Source organism: Pseudomonas sp. IT-P44, assembly GCF_949768225.1.
Classification (GTDB): Bacteria; Pseudomonadota; Gammaproteobacteria; order Pseudomonadales; family Pseudomonadaceae; genus Aquipseudomonas; species Aquipseudomonas migulae.
The window spans coordinates 48,005-67,289 of sequence record NZ_CATKQM010000046.1 but is presented as its reverse complement, the minus strand read 5'-3'; the positions used below and the strand labels follow the sequence as shown (position 1 = coordinate 67,289).

Below are 19,285 nucleotides of genomic sequence, written 5' to 3'. Positions count from 1 at the left end.
CAGCCGAGGTGCTTCATGGATATCATCGAAACGATTAAAGAGCAGATTGCCAACAACACCATTCTGCTTTACATGAAAGGTTCGCCGAATGCCCCGCAGTGTGGCTTCTCCGCGAAAGCCGCACAGGCCGTGATGGCATGTGGTGAAAAGTTTGCGTACGTGGACATCCTGCAGAACCCGGAAATCCGCGCCAACCTGCCAAAATACGCCAACTGGCCAACTTTCCCGCAGCTGTGGGTCGGTGGTGAGCTGGTCGGCGGTAGCGACATCATGACCGAGATGGCTGCAGACGGTTCGCTGCAAAGCACCATCAAAGCGGCTGTTGAAGCCGCCGCTGCTGCCAAGACCGAAGCCTGACCTGCTTTCTGTAGGAGCGAGGCTCGCCCGCGAAGGCGTTGTACCTGACACACCGCTTTCGCGAGCAAGCTTCGCTCCTACAACAGCACAGGCATAAAAAAGCCCCGCCTCTTAAAAGAGAGCGGGGCTTTTTATTGTCTTGAATCTAACGGGCGCTAAATTACTCGTCGTCGCCCATCTGCGATTGCAGATAGTTCTCAAGACCGATTTTATCGATCAGGCCCAGTTGGGTTTCCAGCCAGTCGATATGTTCTTCTTCGGATTCAAGAATATCTTCGAGCAGTTCACGGCTACCGTAGTCGCCAACGGTTTCGCAATGAGCAATCGCGACTTTCAGGTCAGCGTGGCCGGTGCGTTCGATGCGCAGGTCGCACTCAAGCATTTCCTGGGTGTGCTCGCCGATCTGCAGCTTGCCCAGGTCCTGCACGTTTGGCAGGCCTTCCAGGAACAGGATGCGCTTGATCAGCTTGTCCGCGTGTTTCATCTCGTCGATGGACTCGTGGTATTCGTGCTTTCCGAGCTTGTTCAGACCCCAATCTTCATACATGCGCGCATGCAGAAAATACTGATTGATCGCGACCAGCTCATTGGCAAGGATCTTGTTGAGATGCTGGATGACTGTAATGTCGCCTTTCATGATGGGGTCCTGCCCTGTAATAGCTGTCTATAAACCAGAGTTTGAGCCGCACAACTAAGAGTGTCAAACCTAACTTATTGAAACTTAAATGAACATACGAATCATAACTAAGCAGCAGTATCCGGCACTGATCGAGATGATCGACGGTGCAGGATGTGATTGATGAAAAAGGCAGCAAACAAGGCGATGAACGGCGTCATCGGCATATGATAGCGATCCTGGCCGACGATCAGCAGAGCCACGGCTGCAAACAAGGCGGGCGTTACCACCAGCGGATCGAACAAACGCAAAGGATTTTCCCGGAGAAATACTCCGACGCCAATGAGAGAGAGGGAGAAAATTGCTAACCAATAGGCGGCAGAGCCAGCCTTGAGTATCGGTTGCAATGCAGGAGCTAGCGAGTTCTGGTTCCATGCTATGCCGATGCTTTCGCGATCAAAGCTGTGGGCGACCCGGTTCAGGCATAACCGAAGATAGAGACCTGGATTTTCGCGAATGAAGTCGAGCGCGAGACCTTTGTAATGGTTATCGCGGACTACTTCGTTTTTTGTATTGAGATTTATTTCGGGCACCGACATATAGGCCCCATTTGCCTGGGGGTTATTGCCCATCCACAGATTGATACCGAAATTCGCAGAAATAAGTACCGGCTCGCCAAATAAAGCGCGATTACGCTCTGCCCAAGGAGTCAGCAATATTGCTGCGACGACCAGCGCCAGAATGACGTGCAGAACAGTTTGCGCCGGTTTACGGAAGGGCTGATCCAGAAGCGGTAGCAAAACAATTAGCGGTAGAGCCGTCGGCCGCATGAATGCGGCGGCGACCAGAAGAGCAGTCGACAGAACGGTGCGAGCCCAGTGCGGCAACTTCCCCGTACCACGAGCCACAAAAGCCCAGATCACCAGCGTCATGAGAGGCAATTCGCTGTTTGGAACGGTGGTGAAGGCGATCCATGCGGGCCAGAAGGCGAATAGCAGCGCCGCGATGCGTGCGATCGTCCTGTCAAAATACAAAAGGCCGAGTTGATAGATTCCAGCTACCGATATAGAGCTGAGAATCAGGTTGACAAGAATGACTACCCAGCCATGCACGCCCAACATCGCATAAAAGGCGCCGTAAAGGGCGGACGGGCCAACAGGCCAGTAAGCCGTGGCTTCACCACCAGGATAGACATAGCCTCGGCCTGCTGCGATTTCCTGCGCGAAGCTGTGATACATGTTCGCGTCCGATACAGGGCTTACTGGAACCAATAGTCCCCATATCAACCGGATCGCAAAAGTCAGCATCAGAATGGGCAAGACACCTGACTTGAAGCTGGCCTGTGCGAGTAGCCATGTTGTGTTCACCATAAGGAAGGACCACTTATTGCCATGAAGAAGGTGCAGCCCATCAGTGCTACCACGACGATGCTCTGCCAGTCCCGCGCCGCGAAGAGCACGGGGTCTTCATCCACCTCGCCTCGCACAGTCTTCATCCACAGGCGTGCAGTCCAATAGAGCATGAGCGAAGGCGCAAACCACAACCATTCGTGCGAAGGATACATGACGGGCACAATCTCGGCCTGCGTGTACATGGCGAGGATCAGAACGCTGATCATGCCGCTGGATGAGCCAAGCGCCAGCACCACCGGCAGATCTTCAGGACGATAACCGCGACCAGGCAACAACTTGACCGAAAAGGCAGTATCCCGCAGCTCCGAGTAACGCTTCACCAGGGCAAGACTGAGGAAGATGAACATGGAAAAAGCGAGTAACCAAAAGGACGGTTTGATATCCGTCGCGGCGGCGCCCGCTATGACACGAATCGAATAAAGGCTGGCCAGTATCATCACATCGACGATCACCTGCTTCTTCAGCAGGAAGGAATAGGCAGCGGTCAGAAAATAGTAGACACCGAGCACAACGAGAAAGCGTGGCGGCAATTGCAGCGCAAGTATCAGGGATGAACCAAGCAGCAAGGGGATGGCGGCGATGCCCGATTTCACGGACAAGGTCCCAGCGGCAAAAGGCCGGTTCTTCTTGCGGTGATGCTTGCGATCTGCGGGCAGGTCGAGCAGATCATTCAGCAGATAGACGGACGAGGCGCACAGGCTGAACGAGATGAAGGCAAGGATCGCCCAGAACAATAGTTGCGGATTCGTCACCTGATGCGCCGCTAGCAGGGGGACGAAGACAAGGAGATTCTTCAGCCACTGCTGAATGCGCAGGGCTCTCCACCAGACACGAAAACCACCGCTTGGATCCTCTATAAAATCAATGTCGTGATTGCTATCCCGCGCCGCTTGCCTCAGACCGTCCTGTGAGGAAACCAGAAACGCCCGGCGCGCCCGTGCGAATACGGGCAAGTCCGCTTTGTCGTTGCCGATATAGTCGAAGCCTCGTTCGCCAAAGCGTTCGACGAGCATACTAGCCTTGGCGTGGGAGGAAAGATTGGTGCCTTCGTCGCTGCACAGTACCTCGTCGAAGAGGCCCAGATGGTCCGTAATACCATTGGCGACGCCGGCGCAAGATGCCGTGGCAAGAATGATAGGGCGCTGCGCTGCGCGGGCGGTTTCGATCAGGACTAGCACATCGGTGCGATAGGGGAGGCTAGCTGCATCGATCGTTACTCGCTCGGCGATGCGGTGCTTGAGGCTCGCCTTGCCCTTCATGAGCCAGCCCGGCAGGGAGGCCAGCGAGAGAGGCGAGGTCTTTGCAAGCAACAGAAATGTTTCGAGCAGCATGTCGGTGCGCACCAGTGTGCCATCCAGATCCACGCAAAGCGGAATCGGCGCGTCATCGATTTCGTTCATGTTCGTCATGACGTCACGCCCCCCTCGCCATCACGACAACCCCGCTCATGATCAGCAATGTGCCGATGACCTTGGCCGCGGAGAAGGTGTCATTGAAGACGAGGCGGCCGAGCACGGCCGTTAGCACAAAGCCCAGTGCCACGAACGGATAGGCGAAACTGACCTGCACCTTGGATAGCACCATCAGCCAGACCGCCGCACTGCTGAAATACAGGAAAAGGCCGAGCAATATTAGGGGGTTGAGGGCAATATCGAGCAATGCTGATACTCGTGCCCCTCCTTCTGCGATCCCCCTCTGGACGGAAGGGGAGTCCATGCCGGCCTTGAGGGCGATCTGCGCAAAGGCGGATATCGTGACGCTAATCAGGATGAGCGCATAAACGTTTTTTACCAGGCTGAGATTTAACAAAGCGCCCTCCCCCGAGTTTGTGTCGCATGCTATTTGTGTAGCAGTGACATTGGATTGCGTCAATTCGGCAGGAAACTCTCTCGGCCGGAAAATCAAAGCAGGAGGGAACAGGAAATTTTAGCTCCCAGTAGCCAAACAACTTTGGTCGGCCCTTGAGCAAGGAGAAGGAGAACGAGAAATGTCAGCAAAGTCGAAAGCGGGGACGCTATTCGCGTGGCCACCTATCGACCGTGCTCAACGGTCATGCAGCGATTTCTGCTGACCTAGCGCTGCGCTTGGAACTCGCCGGTATAAGCACCGGCCGCCAGTGGCTGGCCATGAAGGCAGCCTATGACTTGTGGCAGGCCGAACACCGGGGGCAACCGAATATCGTACGTTTGCATGAAGTGCCAGCGTAACCCATGAGTAACCACGACCAGAAACGACAAGGGCCTGCATCGCTGCAAGCCCTTGTTTTGTATAGTATTCTTTAAAATATAAAGCTGAATATAGGCGGACATGAAGTCCGTTTCTTTGGAATAGGGTATTTACGCGGCAGTAAATTCTACAGGGAAAGGAATCGCAGCCTGGGCTGTTTGCAATTTGGTCAGGGTTTCACGCACCACTTCCTTGGCAAGGCAGGCGCATTTGCCGCATTGGCTGGCTACGCCGGTAGCTTGGCGGACTTCCTTGTAGCTGCAGCAACCTTCATAGATTGCTTCGCGGATTTGTCCGTCGGTGACGCCAGTGCAGAGGCAGACATACATAACTGAAACCGTCGCTGGTTATGACTCAATTGCGATGGATCTTAATGTTAACGAGAATGATTGTCAAAGTGGTTTCTGAAAGCTTTGCGTTATAAGCGAGGGTGACTGACGAACGGTTTTCTTCGGGCAATCTGCCAGTAAGCGTGTCGCCGGGAATTTGGCCTGTCGGTGAAAATCCGTTGAGGACAGCTCAAAAACGCAGTGTATGATGGCCGGTCCTTATGAAGCGGGTGGGTGTCACAGGGCTGTCGCCTGAGGGTGGCAGGCTGGCGCAAACCCGGAACTTCACGTTTTTACACCAGGAGATATTCAATGAGCGTACTCGTAGGCAAGCAAGCCCCTGACTTCACCGTACCAGCCGTACTCGGCAATGGCGAAATCGTCGACAGCTTCACCCTGTCGTCGGCCATCAAAGGCAAATACGGCCTGGTGTTCTTCTACCCGTTGGACTTCACCTTCGTTTGCCCATCCGAGCTGATCGCTCTGGACAACCGCATGTCCGACTTCAAGGCCCGCAACGTTGAAGTGATCGCTGTTTCGATCGACTCGCACTTCACCCACAACGCGTGGCGCAACACCCCGGTCAACAATGGTGGCATCGGCGAAGTTCGCTACACCATGGCAGCCGACCTGAAGCACGAAATCGCCAAGGCCTACGACGTTGAATCCGAAGGCGGCGTGGCTTTCCGTGGCGCGTTCCTGATCGACGACAAAGGCGTTGTCCGTTCGCAGATCATCAACGACCTGCCACTGGGCCGTAACATCGAAGAGCTGGTCCGTCTGGTCGACGCTCTGCAATTCCACGAAGAGCACGGCGAAGTTTGCCCAGCCAACTGGAAAAAAGGCGACAAAGGCATGACCGCTTCGACCGAAGGCGTCGCGGCTTACCTGACCGAGAATGCTGCTGCCCTGTAAGGCGCATTCGAGGCACAAAAAAACCGGCCGTTGAGGCCGGTTTTTTTATGGGCGGAGAAGCGGTGATTCCTGTAGGAGCCGGTTTGCTGGCGATCCAGGCACCTCGGTAATCAGACAAACCGCAGTGGCTGAATCGCCAGCAAGCCGGCTCCTACGAAAAGCCGATCAGTCGTTGTAGTCTTCCCAGCCGCCCATCTGTTTCCAGCGATTGACGATGCCGCAGAACAGCTCGGCCGTCTTCTCGGTGTCGTAGCGAGCCGAGTGAGCCTCGCGACCGTCGAAGTCGATATCGGCGGCCTGACAGGCTTTCGCCAGCACCGTCTGACCGTATGCCAGACCGGCCAGGGTGGCCGTGTCGAAGCTGGAGAACGGATGGAACGGATTGCGCTTCATGTCCAGGCGCGCAACCGCCGCATTCAGGAAGCCCAGATCGAAGCTGCTGTTGTGCCCGACCAGAATCGCCCGCTTGCAGCCGTTGGCTTTCAACGCCTTGCGGATGCCACGGAAGATATCGGTCAGCGCCGCTTCTTCACTCACCGCCATGCGCAGCGGGTGATCGAGTTTGATCCCGGTGAACTCCAGCGCGGCCGCTTCGATGTTGGCGCCTTCAAAAGGCTCGACGCGGAAGAAGTAGGTGTGGTCAGGGTAGACAAAACCCTTCTCGTCCATGGCGATCGTGGTAGCGGCTATTTCCAGCAAAGCGTCAGTGGCAGAGTTGAAACCACCGGTTTCAACGTCGACAACGACTGGCAGGTATCCACGGAATCGAGCTGCCATCGGGTGGCGTGGACCACCTCCGCCGCCTTGACCGTCCTGTTCGTCGTCGTAATGGTCTTCACTCACGCGTGTTCCTCCAGCAGGCGCCAGCGCAGTTTTTCACCGGCGCGCAGCGGGATAACGGTCAGCTCGCCAAATGGCAGGCTGGTTGGGGCGGTCCACTCGTCGCGGACCAGAGTAATGCGATCGGTGTTCACCGGCAGGCCATAGAAGCGCGGGCCGTTGAGGCTGGCGAAGGCTTCGAGCTTGTCCAGTGCGTTACGTTGTTCGAATGCTTCGGCGTACATCTCGATCGCCGCATAAGCGGTGTAGCAACCGGCACAGCCGCACGCGGCTTCTTTGGCATGCTGGGCGTGAGGCGCCGAGTCGGTGCCGAGGAAGAACTTGTCGCTGCCGCTGGTGGCGGCATCGAGCAGGGCTTCCTGGTGCGTATTGCGCTTGAGGATCGGCAGGCAATAGAAGTGCGGCCGAATCCCGCCCACCAGCATGTGGTTGCGGTTGTACAAGAGGTGATGCGCGGTGATGGTCGCGCCAACGTTGGCCGAAGCCTCGTTGACGAACTGCACGGCGTCCGCGGTGGTGATGTGTTCGAACACCACTTTGAGCGTCGGGAAACGCTCGACCACACGACGCATGTGCTCATCGATGAAGATTTTTTCGCGGTCGAACACGTCGACATCGCCACGGGTGACTTCACCGTGAACCAACAAAGGCATCCCGACTTCGGCCATGGCCTCAAGCGCAGGGAAGATCTTGTCGATGCTGGTGACGCCAGAGTCCGAGTTGGTGGTCGCGCCGGCCGGATACAACTTGGCGGCATGAATGAAACCGCTGGCCTTGGCCTCACGAATTTCTTCGGGCTGGGTGCGGTCGGTCAGGTAAAGGACCATCAACGGTTCGAAACGGCTGCCAGCCGGACGTGCAGCGAGTATCCGCTGGCGATAGCCGTCGGCTTCAGCGGCGTTGCGCACCGGAGGTACCAGGTTGGGCATGATGATGGCGCGACCAAAGGTGCGCGCGACATCCGCAACGGTATTGGTCAACACGGCACCATCGCGAAGATGAATATGCCAGTCGTCGGGACGCAGCAGGGTCAGGCGGTCGGACATGAGGGGATTCCAGGCGGGTCAAACTGAAGGGAATGCTACCGGAAAAGACTCTCTCAGGCACTCGCTATCAAGTTTTGCGGGAAGCTTCCGATATCCAACAGGTATGCCGTAAACATGTGTGTGTCGGTCTTTTTGTTGTAGAAGCCAGTGGAGCCTCCCGTGCGCCAGCGTTATTTAGCCTTGCTCAGCGTGTTTGCCAGCCTTCCCGCGATGGCGCTCACTTTCCAGACCCGTCTGGAGAGCATCGAGTGGACGGTCGAAGGGGACAAGTTCGAGTGCCGCCTGACTCAACCGATCACCGATTTCGGTTCGGGTGAGTTCGTGCGCCGCGCCGGCGAGCAGGCGACGTTTCGTCTGAAAGCCTATAACTCGATGGTCGGCGGCGGCTCGGCGACCCTGCTGGCAGCCGCAGCGCCCTGGCAGCCGGGGCGGGGCGACATCAATCTGGGCTCCGTGCAGATTGGCAGCGGCAATGTGCTGTTCAACAGTTCGCAAGTTCAGGCCGGGCGCCTGATCAGTGGCCTGATGGACGGGCGCAGCCCGGTCGTTCGACATTCTTCGGGCGATGGCCGGGTGTCGGAAGTGCGGTTGTTGCCGGTCAAGTTCAGCAAGGCGTTCAACGATTATCAAAGCTGTGTGGCGAAGCTGCTGCCGAAGAATTTCGAGCAAGTCAAACAAACGCAGATCGGCTTTCCCGGCGACGGCCTGGATCTCGACGCACAGGCCAAGGCCCAGTTGCAGGTCATGCTGGAATTCATGAAGGCCGATCCGACGGTCAATCACATCGAACTCGACGGCCACTCCGACAACAGCGGCAATCGCCTGGCCAATCGTGACCTGTCGCGGCGTCGGGCCCTGGCGGTCATGGAGTTCTTCAAGGCCAACGGTTTTCAGGAATCGCAGATCACCGTGCGCTTCCACGGCGAGCGTTATCCGTTGGCACCCAACACCAATGCCGCCAATCGGGCGAAGAACCGTCGGGTCAATGTGCACTTGGCGCGGGTCGCACCCACCGAGCAACCGGCGCCTCAGACAACCGCATCGGCGAGCCCCGCGAAGACATACTGAACCGGCTGTCATCGTCGCCCGCTCGACATAATCTGTCGCTTCGTCGTCATAAGCTGTCGCGCCTCTGTAAATTATCCTGCATGACCGGTAGACTTGACGGCTTTCCGTAGAACCCCGTGGAGTGATGGCATGGCGGACGTAAACAAGGTCGTTCTGGCGTATTCCGGCGGCCTGGACACTTCGGTGATCCTCAAGTGGCTGCAGGATACTTATAACTGTGAAGTGGTGACCTTTACCGCTGACCTGGGTCAGGGCGAAGAGGTCGAGCCGGCTCGCGCCAAGGCCCAGGCCATGGGCGTAAAAGAAATCTACATCGACGATCTGCGCGAAGAATTCGTGCGTGATTTCGTATTCCCGATGTTCCGCGCCAACACCGTTTACGAAGGCGAGTACCTGCTGGGTACTTCCATCGCTCGTCCGTTGATCGCCAAACGCCTGATCGAAATCGCCAACGAAACCGGCGCTGACGCCATTTCCCACGGTGCCACCGGCAAGGGTAACGACCAGGTTCGTTTCGAACTGGGCGCTTATGCCTTGAAGCCAGGTGTGAAAGTGATCGCTCCGTGGCGCGAATGGGACCTGCTCTCCCGTGAAAAGCTGATGGATTACGCTGAAAAGCACGCGATCCCGATCGAGCGTCATGGCAAGAAAAAATCCCCGTACTCGATGGATGCCAACCTGCTGCACATCTCCTATGAAGGCGGCGTGCTGGAAGACACCTGGACCGAGCACGAAGAAGACATGTGGAAATGGACCGTCTCCCCGGAGAAGGCTCCTGACAAGGCGCAGTACCTCGAACTGACCTACCGCAACGGCGACATCGTTGCACTGGACGGCGTCGAAATGACTCCGGCCACCGTGCTGGCGACCCTGAACCGTATCGGTGGCGAACACGGTATCGGCCGTCTCGACATCGTCGAGAACCGTTACGTGGGCATGAAGTCCCGTGGCTGCTACGAAACCCCTGGCGGCACCATCATGCTGCGCGCCCACCGTGCGATCGAATCGATCACGCTGGACCGCGAAGTGGCTCACCTCAAAGACGAGCTGATGCCTAAATACGCCAGCCTGATCTACACCGGTTACTGGTGGAGCCCTGAGCGTCTGATGCTGCAACAGATGATCGATGCGTCCCAGGCTCACGTGAACGGCGTCGTGCGCCTGAAGCTGTACAAGGGCAACGTGATCGTCACTGGCCGCAAGTCCGACGAATCGTTGTTCGATGCCAACATCGCGACCTTCGAGGAAGATGGCGGCGCCTACAACCAGGCCGACGCGGCGGGCTTCATCAAGCTCAACGCGCTGCGCATGCGTATCGCGGCAAACAAAGGTCGCAAGCTGTTCTGAGATCTTTGACACGCTGATGGAATGTGTGGCCTTGTCCAGGACAAGGCCACACATTTGAAAACAGGGATTTTCTGTCTGACATTGCGATTCAACATTCTTGTTGTTTTAAATTCCTTCCTGCCCGCCCCCCATTGATCCTAAAGAGCAACTGCCTGCTGTGTGTCAGCCCGGCAATATTGATCAATGACCGTCACGTCACGTGAACTCAAATTGTAAGCAATACAGAACGTTGCGCTGCTGCGTTTTTTTGCGTTTCGGCAAAACTTGAGTGCGCTTTCTTTCAGTAACGTCTCCGATTCGCCAACAACGAGAAACACGACAACGTGTGCCGGATTCCCCTTGGGCTGGCGAAGCTTTTCCAGAAGGGCGCGGAACTCATTTTTTTTGTTCATCCACCGCGCATCAATGATGTGCAGATCCTTGAGTGACTCAGGCAGCCGAATAGGGTACTGAACCGAGAGACTTGGCTGTAAGCCGATCTCGTCGGGCGGATCTTGCGCGTTACCTGAACGCTCTGCGTTGTCCATCACCTTTATGAAATGCTTTCCCTTTTCAAAGTCGGAAGGCGCGTAAAGCGATCGATAATTGAAGTTAAGGGTGGCGAAGAAAAGAAAAAGCAAATAAAAGGGAAAGCTGATCAAAAACCAGATGTAGATCTCTTTATCTTCGTCATCGAGGAAGGGTAGAGAGATGGCGGCCGATGTTTCAGACAGTGTTGCGAATATCGCGATGACTGTCATGGGGTTGGTGATTCGTTGTTTGAGTTTTATCATATTTTTTACTCATATTAGTTCGTCTTTTCTCATTGTGTTAGTTGGTGGTTGTTAGGGTGTAGAGTTTATATGGTAGCGGTGGATTTATAGTTCGGATATATCAGTTTTGCTATTCATTTATTGTTAATTGACTTTTGATGTAAGGTTTTGTGTTTGATGTTTCTGGTGTGGTGGGCAGGCCGGGAAATATCAATTACCCTACAAGGGTAGACTAATCGTTGGCGTGTGTCGGATCATCTTGGTCAACTGTTGTTGTGTGGCGCGCTGGTTGTAAGTCGAAACAAAAAACTGTTGAATACTGAAATATCATGAGACAGATAAAGTTTCTGGCGCGCTGTGTTTCAAGATTTTTTGTAAGATTATTCCGCGATGTTTGTAGGGAATGTCTCTCGGTGTGGGTGGCCGGGGGGAGCGGCATGCCATGGGTGAAACGACTAGGCTATTGTGCGGGCTCTAAAAATTCGAACAGCGAAAATTGGACTTGCCCATGAATAAAGTGCTGATCGTGGATGATCACCCCGTCATTCGTCTTGCGGTACGTATGCTGATGGAGCGTCATGGCTACGAAGTCATTGCAGAAACAGATAATGGCGTGGATGCATTGCAACTAGCTCGTGAACATATGCCGGATATTGTCATCCTGGATATTGGAATACCCAAACTGGATGGGCTGGAAGTCATTGCACGTCTGGCATCGGCAGCGATGCCAATGAAAGTACTGATATTGACTTCACAGGCTCCTGGACATTTTTCGATGCGTTGCATGCAATCCGGTGCTGCAGGATATGTTTGCAAACAACAGGACCTCACTGAGTTGCTCAGTGCAATAAAGGCGGTATTGTCGGGCTACAGTTACTTTCCCAATCAAGCCTTGCATACCGTGCGCTCCAGTCTGGGGAATGCCAGTGAAGCCGATATGGTGGATCGTCTTTCGGGGCGGGAGATGATGGTCTTGCAACAGTTGGCTCGCGGCAAGACCAACAAGGAAATTGCCGATGGAATGTTCCTCAGCAATAAAACCGTCAGTACTTACAAGACGCGGCTGTTGTTGAAACTCAATGCGCGGTCCCTGGTTGACCTGATCGAACTGGCTCAACGCAATGGGTTGGTATGACTGGGCCAGTGCTTGACGGGGCGTAAAGAGTGGGCGTTTTCAAGGTTTCGCACCTAGTAAAAAGCCTCCGTTTCGGGAGGCTTTCAGGTGTCATAGGTCAAAATCGTAATCGGCCAATTGCTTTTGCAGTCGGCGCTCCTCCAGCAGATTGTCGATGGTGCGGCGTTTGCTCAGGTTGGTCTTTGCCACTTCAACCACCGGTTCCGCGTCATCGGCCTCAACGGGTGTGAAGTCGTCTTCTACGTCCAATTGCTCTTTGCCAGTGCTCATAAGGTTAACTCCAGGCTAAGACTGCCTTTGGCGCTCCTTATATCGATAATCGCCTCGCGGGTAAAAAAGATTTTTTCAATCGATAAATCAAAAAACCTAATAGCGCCTCAATCGTCCGAAGTCTTGTGCTTGTATTCGCACAGGTCTTCTATCCGGCAACTGCCGCAGCGAGGCTTGCGAGCCAGGCAAACGTAACGCCCATGAAGAATCAGCCAGTGATGGGAATCGAGCAGATATTCCTTCGGCACGAACTTCATCAGTTTTTTCTCGACCTCGACCACATTCTTGCCGGGAGCGATGCCAGTACGATTGCTGACCCGGAAAATATGCGTGTCCACGGCCATGGTCAGTTGGCGGAAAGCAGTATTGAGCACCACGTTGGCAGTCTTGCGGCCGACACCAGGCAACGCTTCGAGCTCTTCACGGGTCTGCGGCACTTCCCCGCCATGGCGTTCCACCAGCAAGCGGCAGGTTTCGATTACATTTTTTGCCTTGCTGTTGAACAGGCCGATGGTCTTGATGTACTCGGACAGACCTTCCACGCCCAGGGCGTAAATCGCCTGCGGCGTATTGGCCACCGGGTAGAGCTTGGCGGTGGCTTTATTGACGCCGACATCGGTCGATTGTGCCGAGAGAATCACCGAGATCAGCAATTCGAATGGCGAGGAGTAGGCCAGTTCGGTCTTCGGCTCCGGGTTGTCTTCATGCAGCCTGCGGAAAATTTCCAGACGTTTTGCGGCATTCATGGGCAGTGCGTTTCCTCGAAAGCGATCAATGTGAGGGATTCGGGCGGGGCCAGGCTTGCCAGGCGGCGATCAGCAGGCCCAGCAGAATGAATCCGCCAGGTGCCAACGTGGCCAGGCGCAAGCCTGCGTCGCCGAGGAGTTCGCGCAGCAGGCCCAGGCCAACCATCAGCGCGCCGAACAGGACACACAGGCGCAGGCGCTCACGCCATGCACTCTGGAAAAAACCGGTATGTTCCAACACGACGCACTGCAAAGCGATCAGTGCTGCATAAAACCCCGAATGCTGGTGCCATTGAAGTGACCAGACCTGCGCGGCGAGTTCTGCACAACCGGTCAGCGTGGCCGCCAGCAGGACGCCTGCGAACAAGCGAGCCGCCGGGATCAGTCGGGATCGCAAGGCAGCCATGCTCGCACCAAACGCACTGATCACCACGATGAACATCAGCCATACACCCAGTGCGGTCACTAACGAGTCAGTGGCGCCGATCAGCGGCGCGAGCATCAGCGAGTTCTGTAAATTCGCGGACTTATTCATGGAGGAGGTCGCTCCCGATCAGCTGACGCGAGTGTTCATCGAAGTAGCGCAGAGCCTCGTGGATCGCATTGATCACGGCTCTGGAGGTAATAGTCGCGCCAGCGATTTGATCAAATTGACCCTGATCCTTTTTCAACGCCCAACCGCTGTCGGCGGGTTCATTCAAGGATTTGCCAGTGAACGCCTGAAGCCAGGTATTGGGCCAGTCGGCGATACGCGCACCCAGGCCCGGGGTTTCTGATTGTTTCAGGGTCTTGACCCCCAGCAACTTGCCGTTCGCGTCAATGGCGATCAGCAAATCGATGGCGCCCGCATACCCGATCGTCTGGCTGCGCAGCAGGACCGCAACGGGTTGGCCGGCCTTGGTGGCGAGGTAGCCGCCCAGCAAGGTGCTGTTGGTCAACGCCAGGTTACCGAGCTGCAGCGGCTGCTCCAGCGGTTGATTGTCGTAACTGTCGGAAGGCAGCAAGTCGAGCAGGTTGCGGCTGTCGATCCGTCGTTGTTCGGCTGCGATACGTGGCGCGCTGCTGTACTGCACAAGGTAGGTCGCGCCAATCCCCAGGCTTGCCAGCAACAGCAGAATCACAACGCTCGACGTTCGGCTCATGGCGAAATCGGCTCCTGCCTGGACGCGACAAACCGCTCCAGCGCCGGCACGCAAAGATTCATCAACAACACTGCAAACGCAACGCCGTCCGGATAGCCGCCCCAAGTGCGAATCAGGTAAGTCAGCAATCCCACGCCCGCGCCGAACAGCAGTCGGGCACCTGGGATTTTTGCGCCGGACACCGGCTCCGTGACGATAAAGAATGCGCCCAGCATGCTCGCGCCCGTGAGCAGATGAAACAGGGGGGAACCATGGGAGTCGGAGCCCGAACCGTTCCAGCACAGCAGGCTGATGACGAACAGGCTGGCAAGCATGCCCACCGGCGCATGCCAGCTGAATACCTGCCGTTGCAGCAGAAACAAACCGCCCGCCAGAAACGCCAGGTTGACCCATTCCACGCCGCGTGCGCCGAAGTGACCGAACGCCGGATTACCGGCGAAGAGTTCGTCCATGGTCAGGCTTTTGTTGATTCGCAAGCTGTCCAGCGCCGTGGCCTGGACCCACGCATCCGGCGTCTGGCTGAGGCTGAAACCGAACACTTGCTGCAGGCCACCGAGCAGTTCCATGCCGTGGGACGAAGGCCAGTGAGTCATTGGTTGGGGAAAGGTCACCAGCACCAAAGCGAAACCGAGCATCGCCGGGTTGAACGGGTTTTTCCCTACACCGCCATACAGTTGTTTGCCGAGCAGTGCGAATGCCGCGGCGCAGACCGTCAGCCACCACGGGCAATACGGCGGCAAAGCCAGGGCCAGCAGCGTCGCACTGACCAGCGCGCTGCCATCGCTCAAGGTCGGTTTGATCTGGCGTTTGCGCAGCCATAACACGGCCGCTTCAACGGCCAGCGCGGTAACGCCGGCCAGGATCAAATTGATCAACACGCCCCAGCCATACAACCAGAACAGCACCAGCATCCCCGGCACGGTGGCCAGCAACACCAGCTTCATGGCCTGCTGAAGGCGCTCGTCGACCGATTCAAGGGGCGACATAGGCATCCACCTGGCGCTCGGCTTCTTGCAGGCGGGCGCGCGCCTTGTCCAATAACTCAGCGGGTGTGTCGGTGCGACGTTCGAGTTTGCTGACATCCGCGCGAGCGTAGGCCAATTCGGTTTTCAGCTGTCGAAGCTGGCTGTCGATGGGGCGTTTTTCGATACGCGCCAGGTCAGGTAAAGGCTGCTCGCTTGTAGCTTCTGCCGCGTGCAGGGCTTTTTCAGCGTCGCCGAGTGCACGCTCCAGTGCTTCGATTTGCTCGGCCGGCGCGTCACTGGTTTGTGCTTTCTTGAGTTCGGCGCGGCGCATGGCCAACTGTATTTTCGCCCGCTTCAGCTCCGCGTCCTTCACTGGCGGCGCCGGCGCAGCGGCGGGTGGTGCGCTGTTTTCCAACTGCCCCAAGGCGTGTTCAGCTGCGTCGAATTGCTGTTGCAGGACGATCAGTTGCGACTGCTGTTCGAAGGTCGGCGGATGGCCGAACGCCTTGAGCGATTTGTTCAGTTGCGCGCGGCTCATCGCCAAATCGATTTTGGCTTTCTTCAACGCCGCGTCGGCATTGGCCGCTTTCTGCGCACGAACTCTCTCCAGTGCGGCTTGAACCGGGTCGAGCGTTGTCACTTCACTGTGCTGCTGTTGCGCGGCGCGATGTGCCCGGGCCTGACGCTCGGCGAGTTTCTGTTCTTCTTCGCGGTGCAAGCGGGCGTTGCGCTGTTCAAAGCGACGCCGGGCGTGATTGCGTTTGGCGGTACGCGCCTGTTGTTCTTCAGGGCTGAACGCCAGGCCACCGACAATCGGCAACACCGTGGCCAGCGGCAACGGCCGCATTTCGATGCAGTCCACCGGGCAAGGAGCCACGCAAAGGTCGCAACCGGTGCATTCGTCGATGATCACCGTGTGCATCAATTTCGCTGCGCCGACGATGGCGTCTACCGGGCAGGCCTGAATGCACTTGGTGCAACCGATGCACTCGGCTTCGCGGATGTAGGCGATTTGCGCCGGGGCCGAACCGCGACTGACGTCCAGCTCCAGCACCGGCACTTTCAGCAACTCAGCCAGGGCTGCGATGGTTTCGCTGCCGCCGGGCGGGCACTTGTTGATCGGCTCGCCGCTGGCGATGCCTTCTGCGTACGGCTTGCATCCGGGATGGCCACATTTGCCGCACTGGGTCTGCGGCAAGAGGGCGTCGATGCGTTGAATCAGACTCATGTTTTGATCAGTCCGCTGAAACCGAGAAAAGCCACTGCGATCAGTCCGGCGCCGATCAGGTCGATCGGCAGGCCGCGAAAGGGCAGGGGAACATCGTTATCGAGGGTGCGCTGGCGCAAGTCGCTGAACAGACTCAGCACCAGCCAGAACCCCAGCCCGGCGCCGAGGCTCAGGGCTGTGGCGTGGAAAAATCCGCGGTTTTCCTGGGCGTTGATCAGCGCCAGACCGAGCACGCCGGCATTGCCGAGCAGCAGCGGCCAGAGCCCTTCGAACGAAAACGTCGAAAACACTTTCGGCAGCAGCTTCAGCAGCGGTGTGATCAACAACACGCTCAGGGGCAGAAACGCGAACAAACGCAGCGAAGTCAGCTCCAGCGGCGCCAGTAGCCAGTGGTAGAGCGCGTAGCCAAGCATTCCGACGATCAGCATCAGGCACGTCGTCGCAATGCCCAGCGCATGCACCTGACGGCGCTCAGAGCCCAGCAGCGGATCGACGCCCAGCGGCGAGTGCAACACGACGTTGTTGATCAGGGCAGCGCTGATAAGCGTAAGAAGCATCTCGGTCATGATCGTGCCGGAAGAAAGAAGCCTTGCTAACAAGGTTAGGCATTATCCGGCAAGGAAGGAGGGGGGGCCAGACATGAAAATCCCACAGTCGCGCCGGGCACGACTGTGGGATCGGTTTGCCGCAGGATCTTACTTGATGCGCTGACCTGGCTTGGCACCGCTGTCGGGGCTGAGCAGGTAGATTTCTTCACCGCCAGGACCGGCCGCCATCACCATGCCTTCGGAGATGCCGAACTTCATTTTCCGTGGCTTGAGGTTGGCGATCATCATGGTCAGGCGACCATCGAGCTTGGACGGATCCGGGTAAGCGCTCTTGATCCCGGAGAACACGTTGCGTTGCTCGTCACCGATGTCGAGGGTCAGGCGCAGCAGCTTGTCGGCGCCTTCCACGGCTTCGGCCTTGACGATCAGCGCCACGCGCAGGTCGACGGCGGCAAACGCATCGAATTCGATCTCCGGCGACAGCGGATCCTTCGCCAGTTCGCCGTTGCCGGCAGGTGCCGCGTCGCCGGTGTCGGTCTGGCTGGCGGTCAGGTCTTCTTTCGAAGCGTCGGTCATGGCTTGCACTTTCACCGGGTCGATGCGGGTCATCAGCGGCTTGAACTCGTTCAACTGATGGTTGCTGAGCAAGGTCGCGTGATCGGCCCAAGTCAGCGGCGCGACGTTGAGGAACGCCTCGGCATCGGCGGCCAACAGTGGCAGCACCGGTTTGAGGAAGATCACCAGTTGGCGGAACAGGTTGATGCCCAGCGCGCAGATCGCCTGGACTTCGTCGTGCTTGCCTTCCTGTTTGTTCAGCGACCAAGGCGCCTTGTCGGCGATCCAGGCGTTGGCGCGGTCGGCCAGGCCCATGATTTCGCGCATGGCACGGGCAAAGTCGCGAGCCTCGTAGGCTTCGGCAATGCTTGGCGCTGCGGCGAGGAAGGCTTCGGTCAGTTCTGGCGCGGCGTTACCGGCCACCAGCACGCCGGCGTTGCCTTTGTGGATGAAACCGGCGCAGCGGCTGGCGATGTTGACGACTTTGCCGACGAGGTCGGAGTTGACCTTCTGCACGAAGTCTTCGAGGTTCAGGTCGAGGTCGTCGACGCCACGTCCCAGTTTGGCCGCGTAGTAATAACGCAGGTATTCCGGCGACAGGTGATCCAGGTAGGTCCGGGCCTTGATGAAGGTGCCGCGGGACTTGGACATTTTCTGACCATTGACGGTCAGGTAGCCGTGCACGTTGATGCCGGTCGGTTTACGGAAACCGGCGCCTTCGAGCATCGCTGGCCAGAAAAGGGCGTGGAAGTTGACGATGTCCTTGCCGATGAAGTGGTACAGCTCGGCGGTGGAATCCTTGCCCCAGAACGCATCGAAATCCAGTTCCGGCGTGCGGTTGCACAGGTTCTTGAAGCTGGCCATGTAACCGATTGGCGCGTCCAGCCAGACGTAGAAGTACTTGCCCGGCTCGCCTGGAATTTCGAAACCGAAGTACGGCGCATCACGGGAGATGTCCCACTGTTGCAGACCGGCATCCAGCCATTCGGCGATCTTGTTGGCGACGGCGTCTTGCAACGTGCCGCTGCGGGTCCAGGTTTGCAGCATTTCCTGGAAGTCCGGCAGTTTGAAGAAGAAGTGCTGGGAATCCTTGAGCACCGGGGTCGCGCCAGAGATGGCCGACTTCGGATCCTTCAAGTCAGTCGGTGCGTAGGTCGCGCCGCATTTCTCGCAGTTGTCGCCGTACTGGTCTTCGGTGCCGCATTTCGGGCAGGTGCCCTTGATGAAGCGGTCGGCCAGGAACATTTTCTTTTCCGGGTCGAAATACTGCGTGATCGAGCGCGTGGCGATGTGCCCGGCGTCGCGCAGCTTCAGGTAGATCTGGCTCGACAGCTCACGGTTTTCTTCGGCGTGAGTGGAGTGGAAGTTGTCGAAGTCCACCAGGAACTCGGCAAAGTCGGCGCTATGTTCAGCCTGGACGTTGGCGATCAGTTGTTCCGGGGTGATGCCTTCTTTTTCCGCGCGCAGCATGATCGCCGAACCGTGGGCGTCGTCGGCGCAGACATAAATGCATTGGTTGCCGCGGTGCTTCTGGAAGCGCACCCACATATCGGTCTGGATGTATTCCAGCATGTGGCCAAGATGGATCGAACCATTGGCATAGGGCAGGGCGCTGGTGACGAGGATCTTGCGTGGCTCGGACATGGGGCTCGGCTACTTGATGAAACGGAGGTCGGCCACTATAAAGCGCCGGCGCATATTTTTCACCCCGTGCGCCTGTTTCATTGGATGACTGACGTGGATTCATGCGATGCGCCGCGTTCCTGTAGGAGCCCGGCTTGCCGGCGA

General features: G+C 57.2%; 22 protein-coding genes. 5 read left to right on the top strand and 17 right to left on the bottom strand.

What is annotated here, in order from left to right; all coding sequences use genetic code 11:
- Nucleotides 1-15 precede the first annotated feature (15 nt).
- Nucleotides 16-357 (top strand): Grx4 family monothiol glutaredoxin, encoded by a 342-nt coding sequence (grxD, locus tag ACM6IO_RS21850; RefSeq protein ID WP_008032163.1) that lies wholly within the window; start codon nt 16-18, stop codon nt 355-357.
- A 160-nt stretch (nt 358-517) separates the two neighbouring features.
- Here the strand turns inward: grxD and bfr are convergent, their stop codons facing one another.
- The 6 genes from bfr to ACM6IO_RS21820 form a co-directional block, all read right to left on the bottom strand.
- Entirely contained in the window at nt 518-994 is a 477-nt protein-coding gene (gene bfr, locus ACM6IO_RS21845) for a bacterioferritin (protein WP_008032161.1), read from the bottom strand.
- Between the two features lie 107 nt (nt 995-1,101).
- Nucleotides 1,102-2,343, bottom strand: a complete 1,242-nt coding sequence (locus tag ACM6IO_RS21840; RefSeq protein WP_223480959.1) for an ArnT family glycosyltransferase — start codon at nt 2,341-2,343, stop codon at nt 1,102-1,104.
- Complete coding sequence (locus ACM6IO_RS21835) at nt 2,337-3,794, bottom strand: UbiA family prenyltransferase (RefSeq protein ID WP_414912213.1); 1,458 nt, start codon at nt 3,792-3,794, stop codon at nt 2,337-2,339. Before ACM6IO_RS21835 ends, ACM6IO_RS21840 begins: the two co-directional genes overlap by 7 nt.
- A gap of 4 nt (nt 3,795-3,798) precedes the next feature.
- Nucleotides 3,799-4,194, bottom strand: coding sequence for an EamA family transporter (locus ACM6IO_RS21830; protein ID WP_223480958.1), 396 nt, complete (start codon nt 4,192-4,194; stop codon nt 3,799-3,801).
- Nucleotides 4,195-4,457: 263 nt separating this feature from the next.
- Complete coding sequence (locus ACM6IO_RS21825) at nt 4,458-4,694, bottom strand: hypothetical protein (protein WP_414912212.1); 237 nt, start codon at nt 4,692-4,694, stop codon at nt 4,458-4,460.
- A gap of 27 nt (nt 4,695-4,721) precedes the next feature.
- Entirely contained in the window at nt 4,722-4,940 is a 219-nt protein-coding gene (locus ACM6IO_RS21820) for a bacterioferritin-associated ferredoxin (RefSeq protein ID WP_008032160.1), read from the bottom strand.
- Nucleotides 4,941-5,252: 312 nt separating this feature from the next.
- Between ACM6IO_RS21820 and ACM6IO_RS21815 the strand changes: the two genes are divergently transcribed.
- On the top strand, nt 5,253-5,855 hold the full coding sequence (locus ACM6IO_RS21815; protein WP_008032158.1) for a peroxiredoxin: 603 nt from the start codon (nt 5,253-5,255) through the stop codon (nt 5,853-5,855).
- Between the two features lie 165 nt (nt 5,856-6,020).
- On the opposite strand, the gene rnt is transcribed toward ACM6IO_RS21815, so the two are convergent.
- Nucleotides 6,021-6,698: a ribonuclease T gene (gene rnt / locus ACM6IO_RS21810; RefSeq protein ID WP_008036438.1), complete on the bottom strand. Its 678-nt coding sequence runs from the start codon at nt 6,696-6,698 to the stop codon at nt 6,021-6,023.
- Nucleotides 6,695-7,741, bottom strand: a complete 1,047-nt coding sequence (gene pyrC / locus ACM6IO_RS21805) for a dihydroorotase (protein ID WP_008032154.1) — start codon at nt 7,739-7,741, stop codon at nt 6,695-6,697. Before pyrC ends, rnt begins: the two co-directional genes overlap by 4 nt.
- A gap of 159 nt (nt 7,742-7,900) precedes the next feature.
- Here pyrC and ACM6IO_RS21800 point away from each other — a divergent pair, with 159 nt between their 5' ends.
- The gene (locus tag ACM6IO_RS21800; RefSeq protein WP_192228580.1) at nt 7,901-8,809 is read left to right on the top strand and encodes a flagellar protein MotY; all 909 of its coding nucleotides are present in this window, start codon (nt 7,901-7,903) and stop codon (nt 8,807-8,809) included.
- A 129-nt stretch (nt 8,810-8,938) separates the two neighbouring features.
- A complete protein-coding gene (locus ACM6IO_RS21795) occupies nt 8,939-10,156 on the top strand; it encodes an argininosuccinate synthase (protein WP_008032151.1) in 1,218 nt (405 codons plus the stop codon).
- A gap of 137 nt (nt 10,157-10,293) precedes the next feature.
- Here the strand turns inward: ACM6IO_RS21795 and ACM6IO_RS21790 are convergent, their stop codons facing one another.
- Entirely contained in the window at nt 10,294-10,929 is a 636-nt protein-coding gene (locus tag ACM6IO_RS21790) for a hypothetical protein (RefSeq protein WP_192228581.1), read from the bottom strand.
- Nucleotides 10,930-11,416: 487 nt separating this feature from the next.
- On the opposite strand from ACM6IO_RS21790, the gene ACM6IO_RS21785 reads away from it, so the two are divergent.
- Entirely contained in the window at nt 11,417-12,043 is a 627-nt protein-coding gene (locus tag ACM6IO_RS21785) for a response regulator transcription factor (RefSeq protein ID WP_008032148.1), read from the top strand.
- A 90-nt stretch (nt 12,044-12,133) separates the two neighbouring features.
- On the opposite strand, the gene ACM6IO_RS21780 is transcribed toward ACM6IO_RS21785, so the two are convergent.
- The 8 genes from ACM6IO_RS21780 to metG form a co-directional block, all read right to left on the bottom strand.
- Nucleotides 12,134-12,313, bottom strand: coding sequence for a PA3496 family putative envelope integrity protein (locus ACM6IO_RS21780; RefSeq protein WP_007898493.1), 180 nt, complete (start codon nt 12,311-12,313; stop codon nt 12,134-12,136).
- Nucleotides 12,314-12,420: 107 nt separating this feature from the next.
- Nucleotides 12,421-13,059, bottom strand: coding sequence for an endonuclease III (gene nth, locus ACM6IO_RS21775; protein WP_008032146.1), 639 nt, complete (start codon nt 13,057-13,059; stop codon nt 12,421-12,423).
- A gap of 25 nt (nt 13,060-13,084) precedes the next feature.
- Nucleotides 13,085-13,594 (bottom strand): Rnf-Nqr domain containing protein, encoded by a 510-nt coding sequence (locus tag ACM6IO_RS21770; protein ID WP_192228582.1) that lies wholly within the window; start codon nt 13,592-13,594, stop codon nt 13,085-13,087.
- The gene (locus ACM6IO_RS21765) at nt 13,587-14,201 is read right to left on the bottom strand and encodes an RnfABCDGE type electron transport complex subunit G (protein WP_192228583.1); all 615 of its coding nucleotides are present in this window, start codon (nt 14,199-14,201) and stop codon (nt 13,587-13,589) included. The genes ACM6IO_RS21770 and ACM6IO_RS21765 overlap by 8 nt, the downstream gene beginning before the upstream one ends.
- On the bottom strand, nt 14,198-15,187 hold the full coding sequence (locus ACM6IO_RS21760; protein ID WP_414912211.1) for an RnfABCDGE type electron transport complex subunit D: 990 nt from the start codon (nt 15,185-15,187) through the stop codon (nt 14,198-14,200). Before ACM6IO_RS21760 ends, ACM6IO_RS21765 begins: the two co-directional genes overlap by 4 nt.
- A complete protein-coding gene (gene rsxB / locus ACM6IO_RS21755; protein WP_414912210.1) occupies nt 15,174-16,394 on the bottom strand; it encodes an electron transport complex subunit RsxB in 1,221 nt (406 codons plus the stop codon). Before rsxB ends, ACM6IO_RS21760 begins: the two co-directional genes overlap by 14 nt.
- Complete coding sequence (locus tag ACM6IO_RS21750; RefSeq protein WP_414912209.1) at nt 16,391-16,960, bottom strand: electron transport complex protein RnfA; 570 nt, start codon at nt 16,958-16,960, stop codon at nt 16,391-16,393. The genes rsxB and ACM6IO_RS21750 overlap by 4 nt, the downstream gene beginning before the upstream one ends.
- A 129-nt stretch (nt 16,961-17,089) precedes the next feature.
- Nucleotides 17,090-19,141 (bottom strand): methionine--tRNA ligase, encoded by a 2,052-nt coding sequence (metG, locus tag ACM6IO_RS21745; protein WP_226300196.1) that lies wholly within the window; start codon nt 19,139-19,141, stop codon nt 17,090-17,092.
- Between the last annotated feature and the right edge of the window lie 144 nt (nt 19,142-19,285).

What these genes read in the sequence shown, in the direction of transcription:
- ACM6IO_RS21820 (WP_008032160.1), bottom strand. Translation starts at nt 4,940, where the DNA reads ATGTATGTCTGCCTCTGCACTGGCGTCACCGACGGACAAATCCGCGAA.
- ACM6IO_RS21835 (WP_414912213.1), bottom strand. Translation starts at nt 3,794, where the DNA reads ATGACGAACATGAACGAAATCGATGACGCGCCGATTCCGCTTTGCGTG.
- ACM6IO_RS21785 (WP_008032148.1), top strand. Translation starts at nt 11,417, where the DNA reads ATGAATAAAGTGCTGATCGTGGATGATCACCCCGTCATTCGTCTTGCG.
- rsxB (WP_414912210.1), bottom strand. Translation starts at nt 16,394, where the DNA reads ATGAGTCTGATTCAACGCATCGACGCCCTCTTGCCGCAGACCCAGTGC.
- metG (WP_226300196.1), bottom strand. Translation starts at nt 19,141, where the DNA reads ATGTCCGAGCCACGCAAGATCCTCGTCACCAGCGCCCTGCCCTATGCC.
- ACM6IO_RS21750 (WP_414912209.1), bottom strand. Translation starts at nt 16,960, where the DNA reads ATGACCGAGATGCTTCTTACGCTTATCAGCGCTGCCCTGATCAACAAC.
- grxD (WP_008032163.1), top strand. Translation starts at nt 16, where the DNA reads ATGGATATCATCGAAACGATTAAAGAGCAGATTGCCAACAACACCATT.
- ACM6IO_RS21795 (WP_008032151.1), top strand. Translation starts at nt 8,939, where the DNA reads ATGGCGGACGTAAACAAGGTCGTTCTGGCGTATTCCGGCGGCCTGGAC.
- ACM6IO_RS21760 (WP_414912211.1), bottom strand. Translation starts at nt 15,187, where the DNA reads ATGTCGCCCCTTGAATCGGTCGACGAGCGCCTTCAGCAGGCCATGAAG.
- ACM6IO_RS21765 (WP_192228583.1), bottom strand. Translation starts at nt 14,201, where the DNA reads ATGAGCCGAACGTCGAGCGTTGTGATTCTGCTGTTGCTGGCAAGCCTG.
- ACM6IO_RS21770 (WP_192228582.1), bottom strand. Translation starts at nt 13,594, where the DNA reads ATGAATAAGTCCGCGAATTTACAGAACTCGCTGATGCTCGCGCCGCTG.
- ACM6IO_RS21815 (WP_008032158.1), top strand. Translation starts at nt 5,253, where the DNA reads ATGAGCGTACTCGTAGGCAAGCAAGCCCCTGACTTCACCGTACCAGCC.
- ACM6IO_RS21780 (WP_007898493.1), bottom strand. Translation starts at nt 12,313, where the DNA reads ATGAGCACTGGCAAAGAGCAATTGGACGTAGAAGACGACTTCACACCC.
- pyrC (WP_008032154.1), bottom strand. Translation starts at nt 7,741, where the DNA reads ATGTCCGACCGCCTGACCCTGCTGCGTCCCGACGACTGGCATATTCAT.
- ACM6IO_RS21840 (WP_223480959.1), bottom strand. Translation starts at nt 2,343, where the DNA reads ATGGTGAACACAACATGGCTACTCGCACAGGCCAGCTTCAAGTCAGGT.
- ACM6IO_RS21825 (WP_414912212.1), bottom strand. Translation starts at nt 4,694, where the DNA reads ATGTCCGCCTATATTCAGCTTTATATTTTAAAGAATACTATACAAAAC.
- ACM6IO_RS21790 (WP_192228581.1), bottom strand. Translation starts at nt 10,929, where the DNA reads ATGATAAAACTCAAACAACGAATCACCAACCCCATGACAGTCATCGCG.
- nth (WP_008032146.1), bottom strand. Translation starts at nt 13,059, where the DNA reads ATGAATGCCGCAAAACGTCTGGAAATTTTCCGCAGGCTGCATGAAGAC.
- bfr (WP_008032161.1), bottom strand. Translation starts at nt 994, where the DNA reads ATGAAAGGCGACATTACAGTCATCCAGCATCTCAACAAGATCCTTGCC.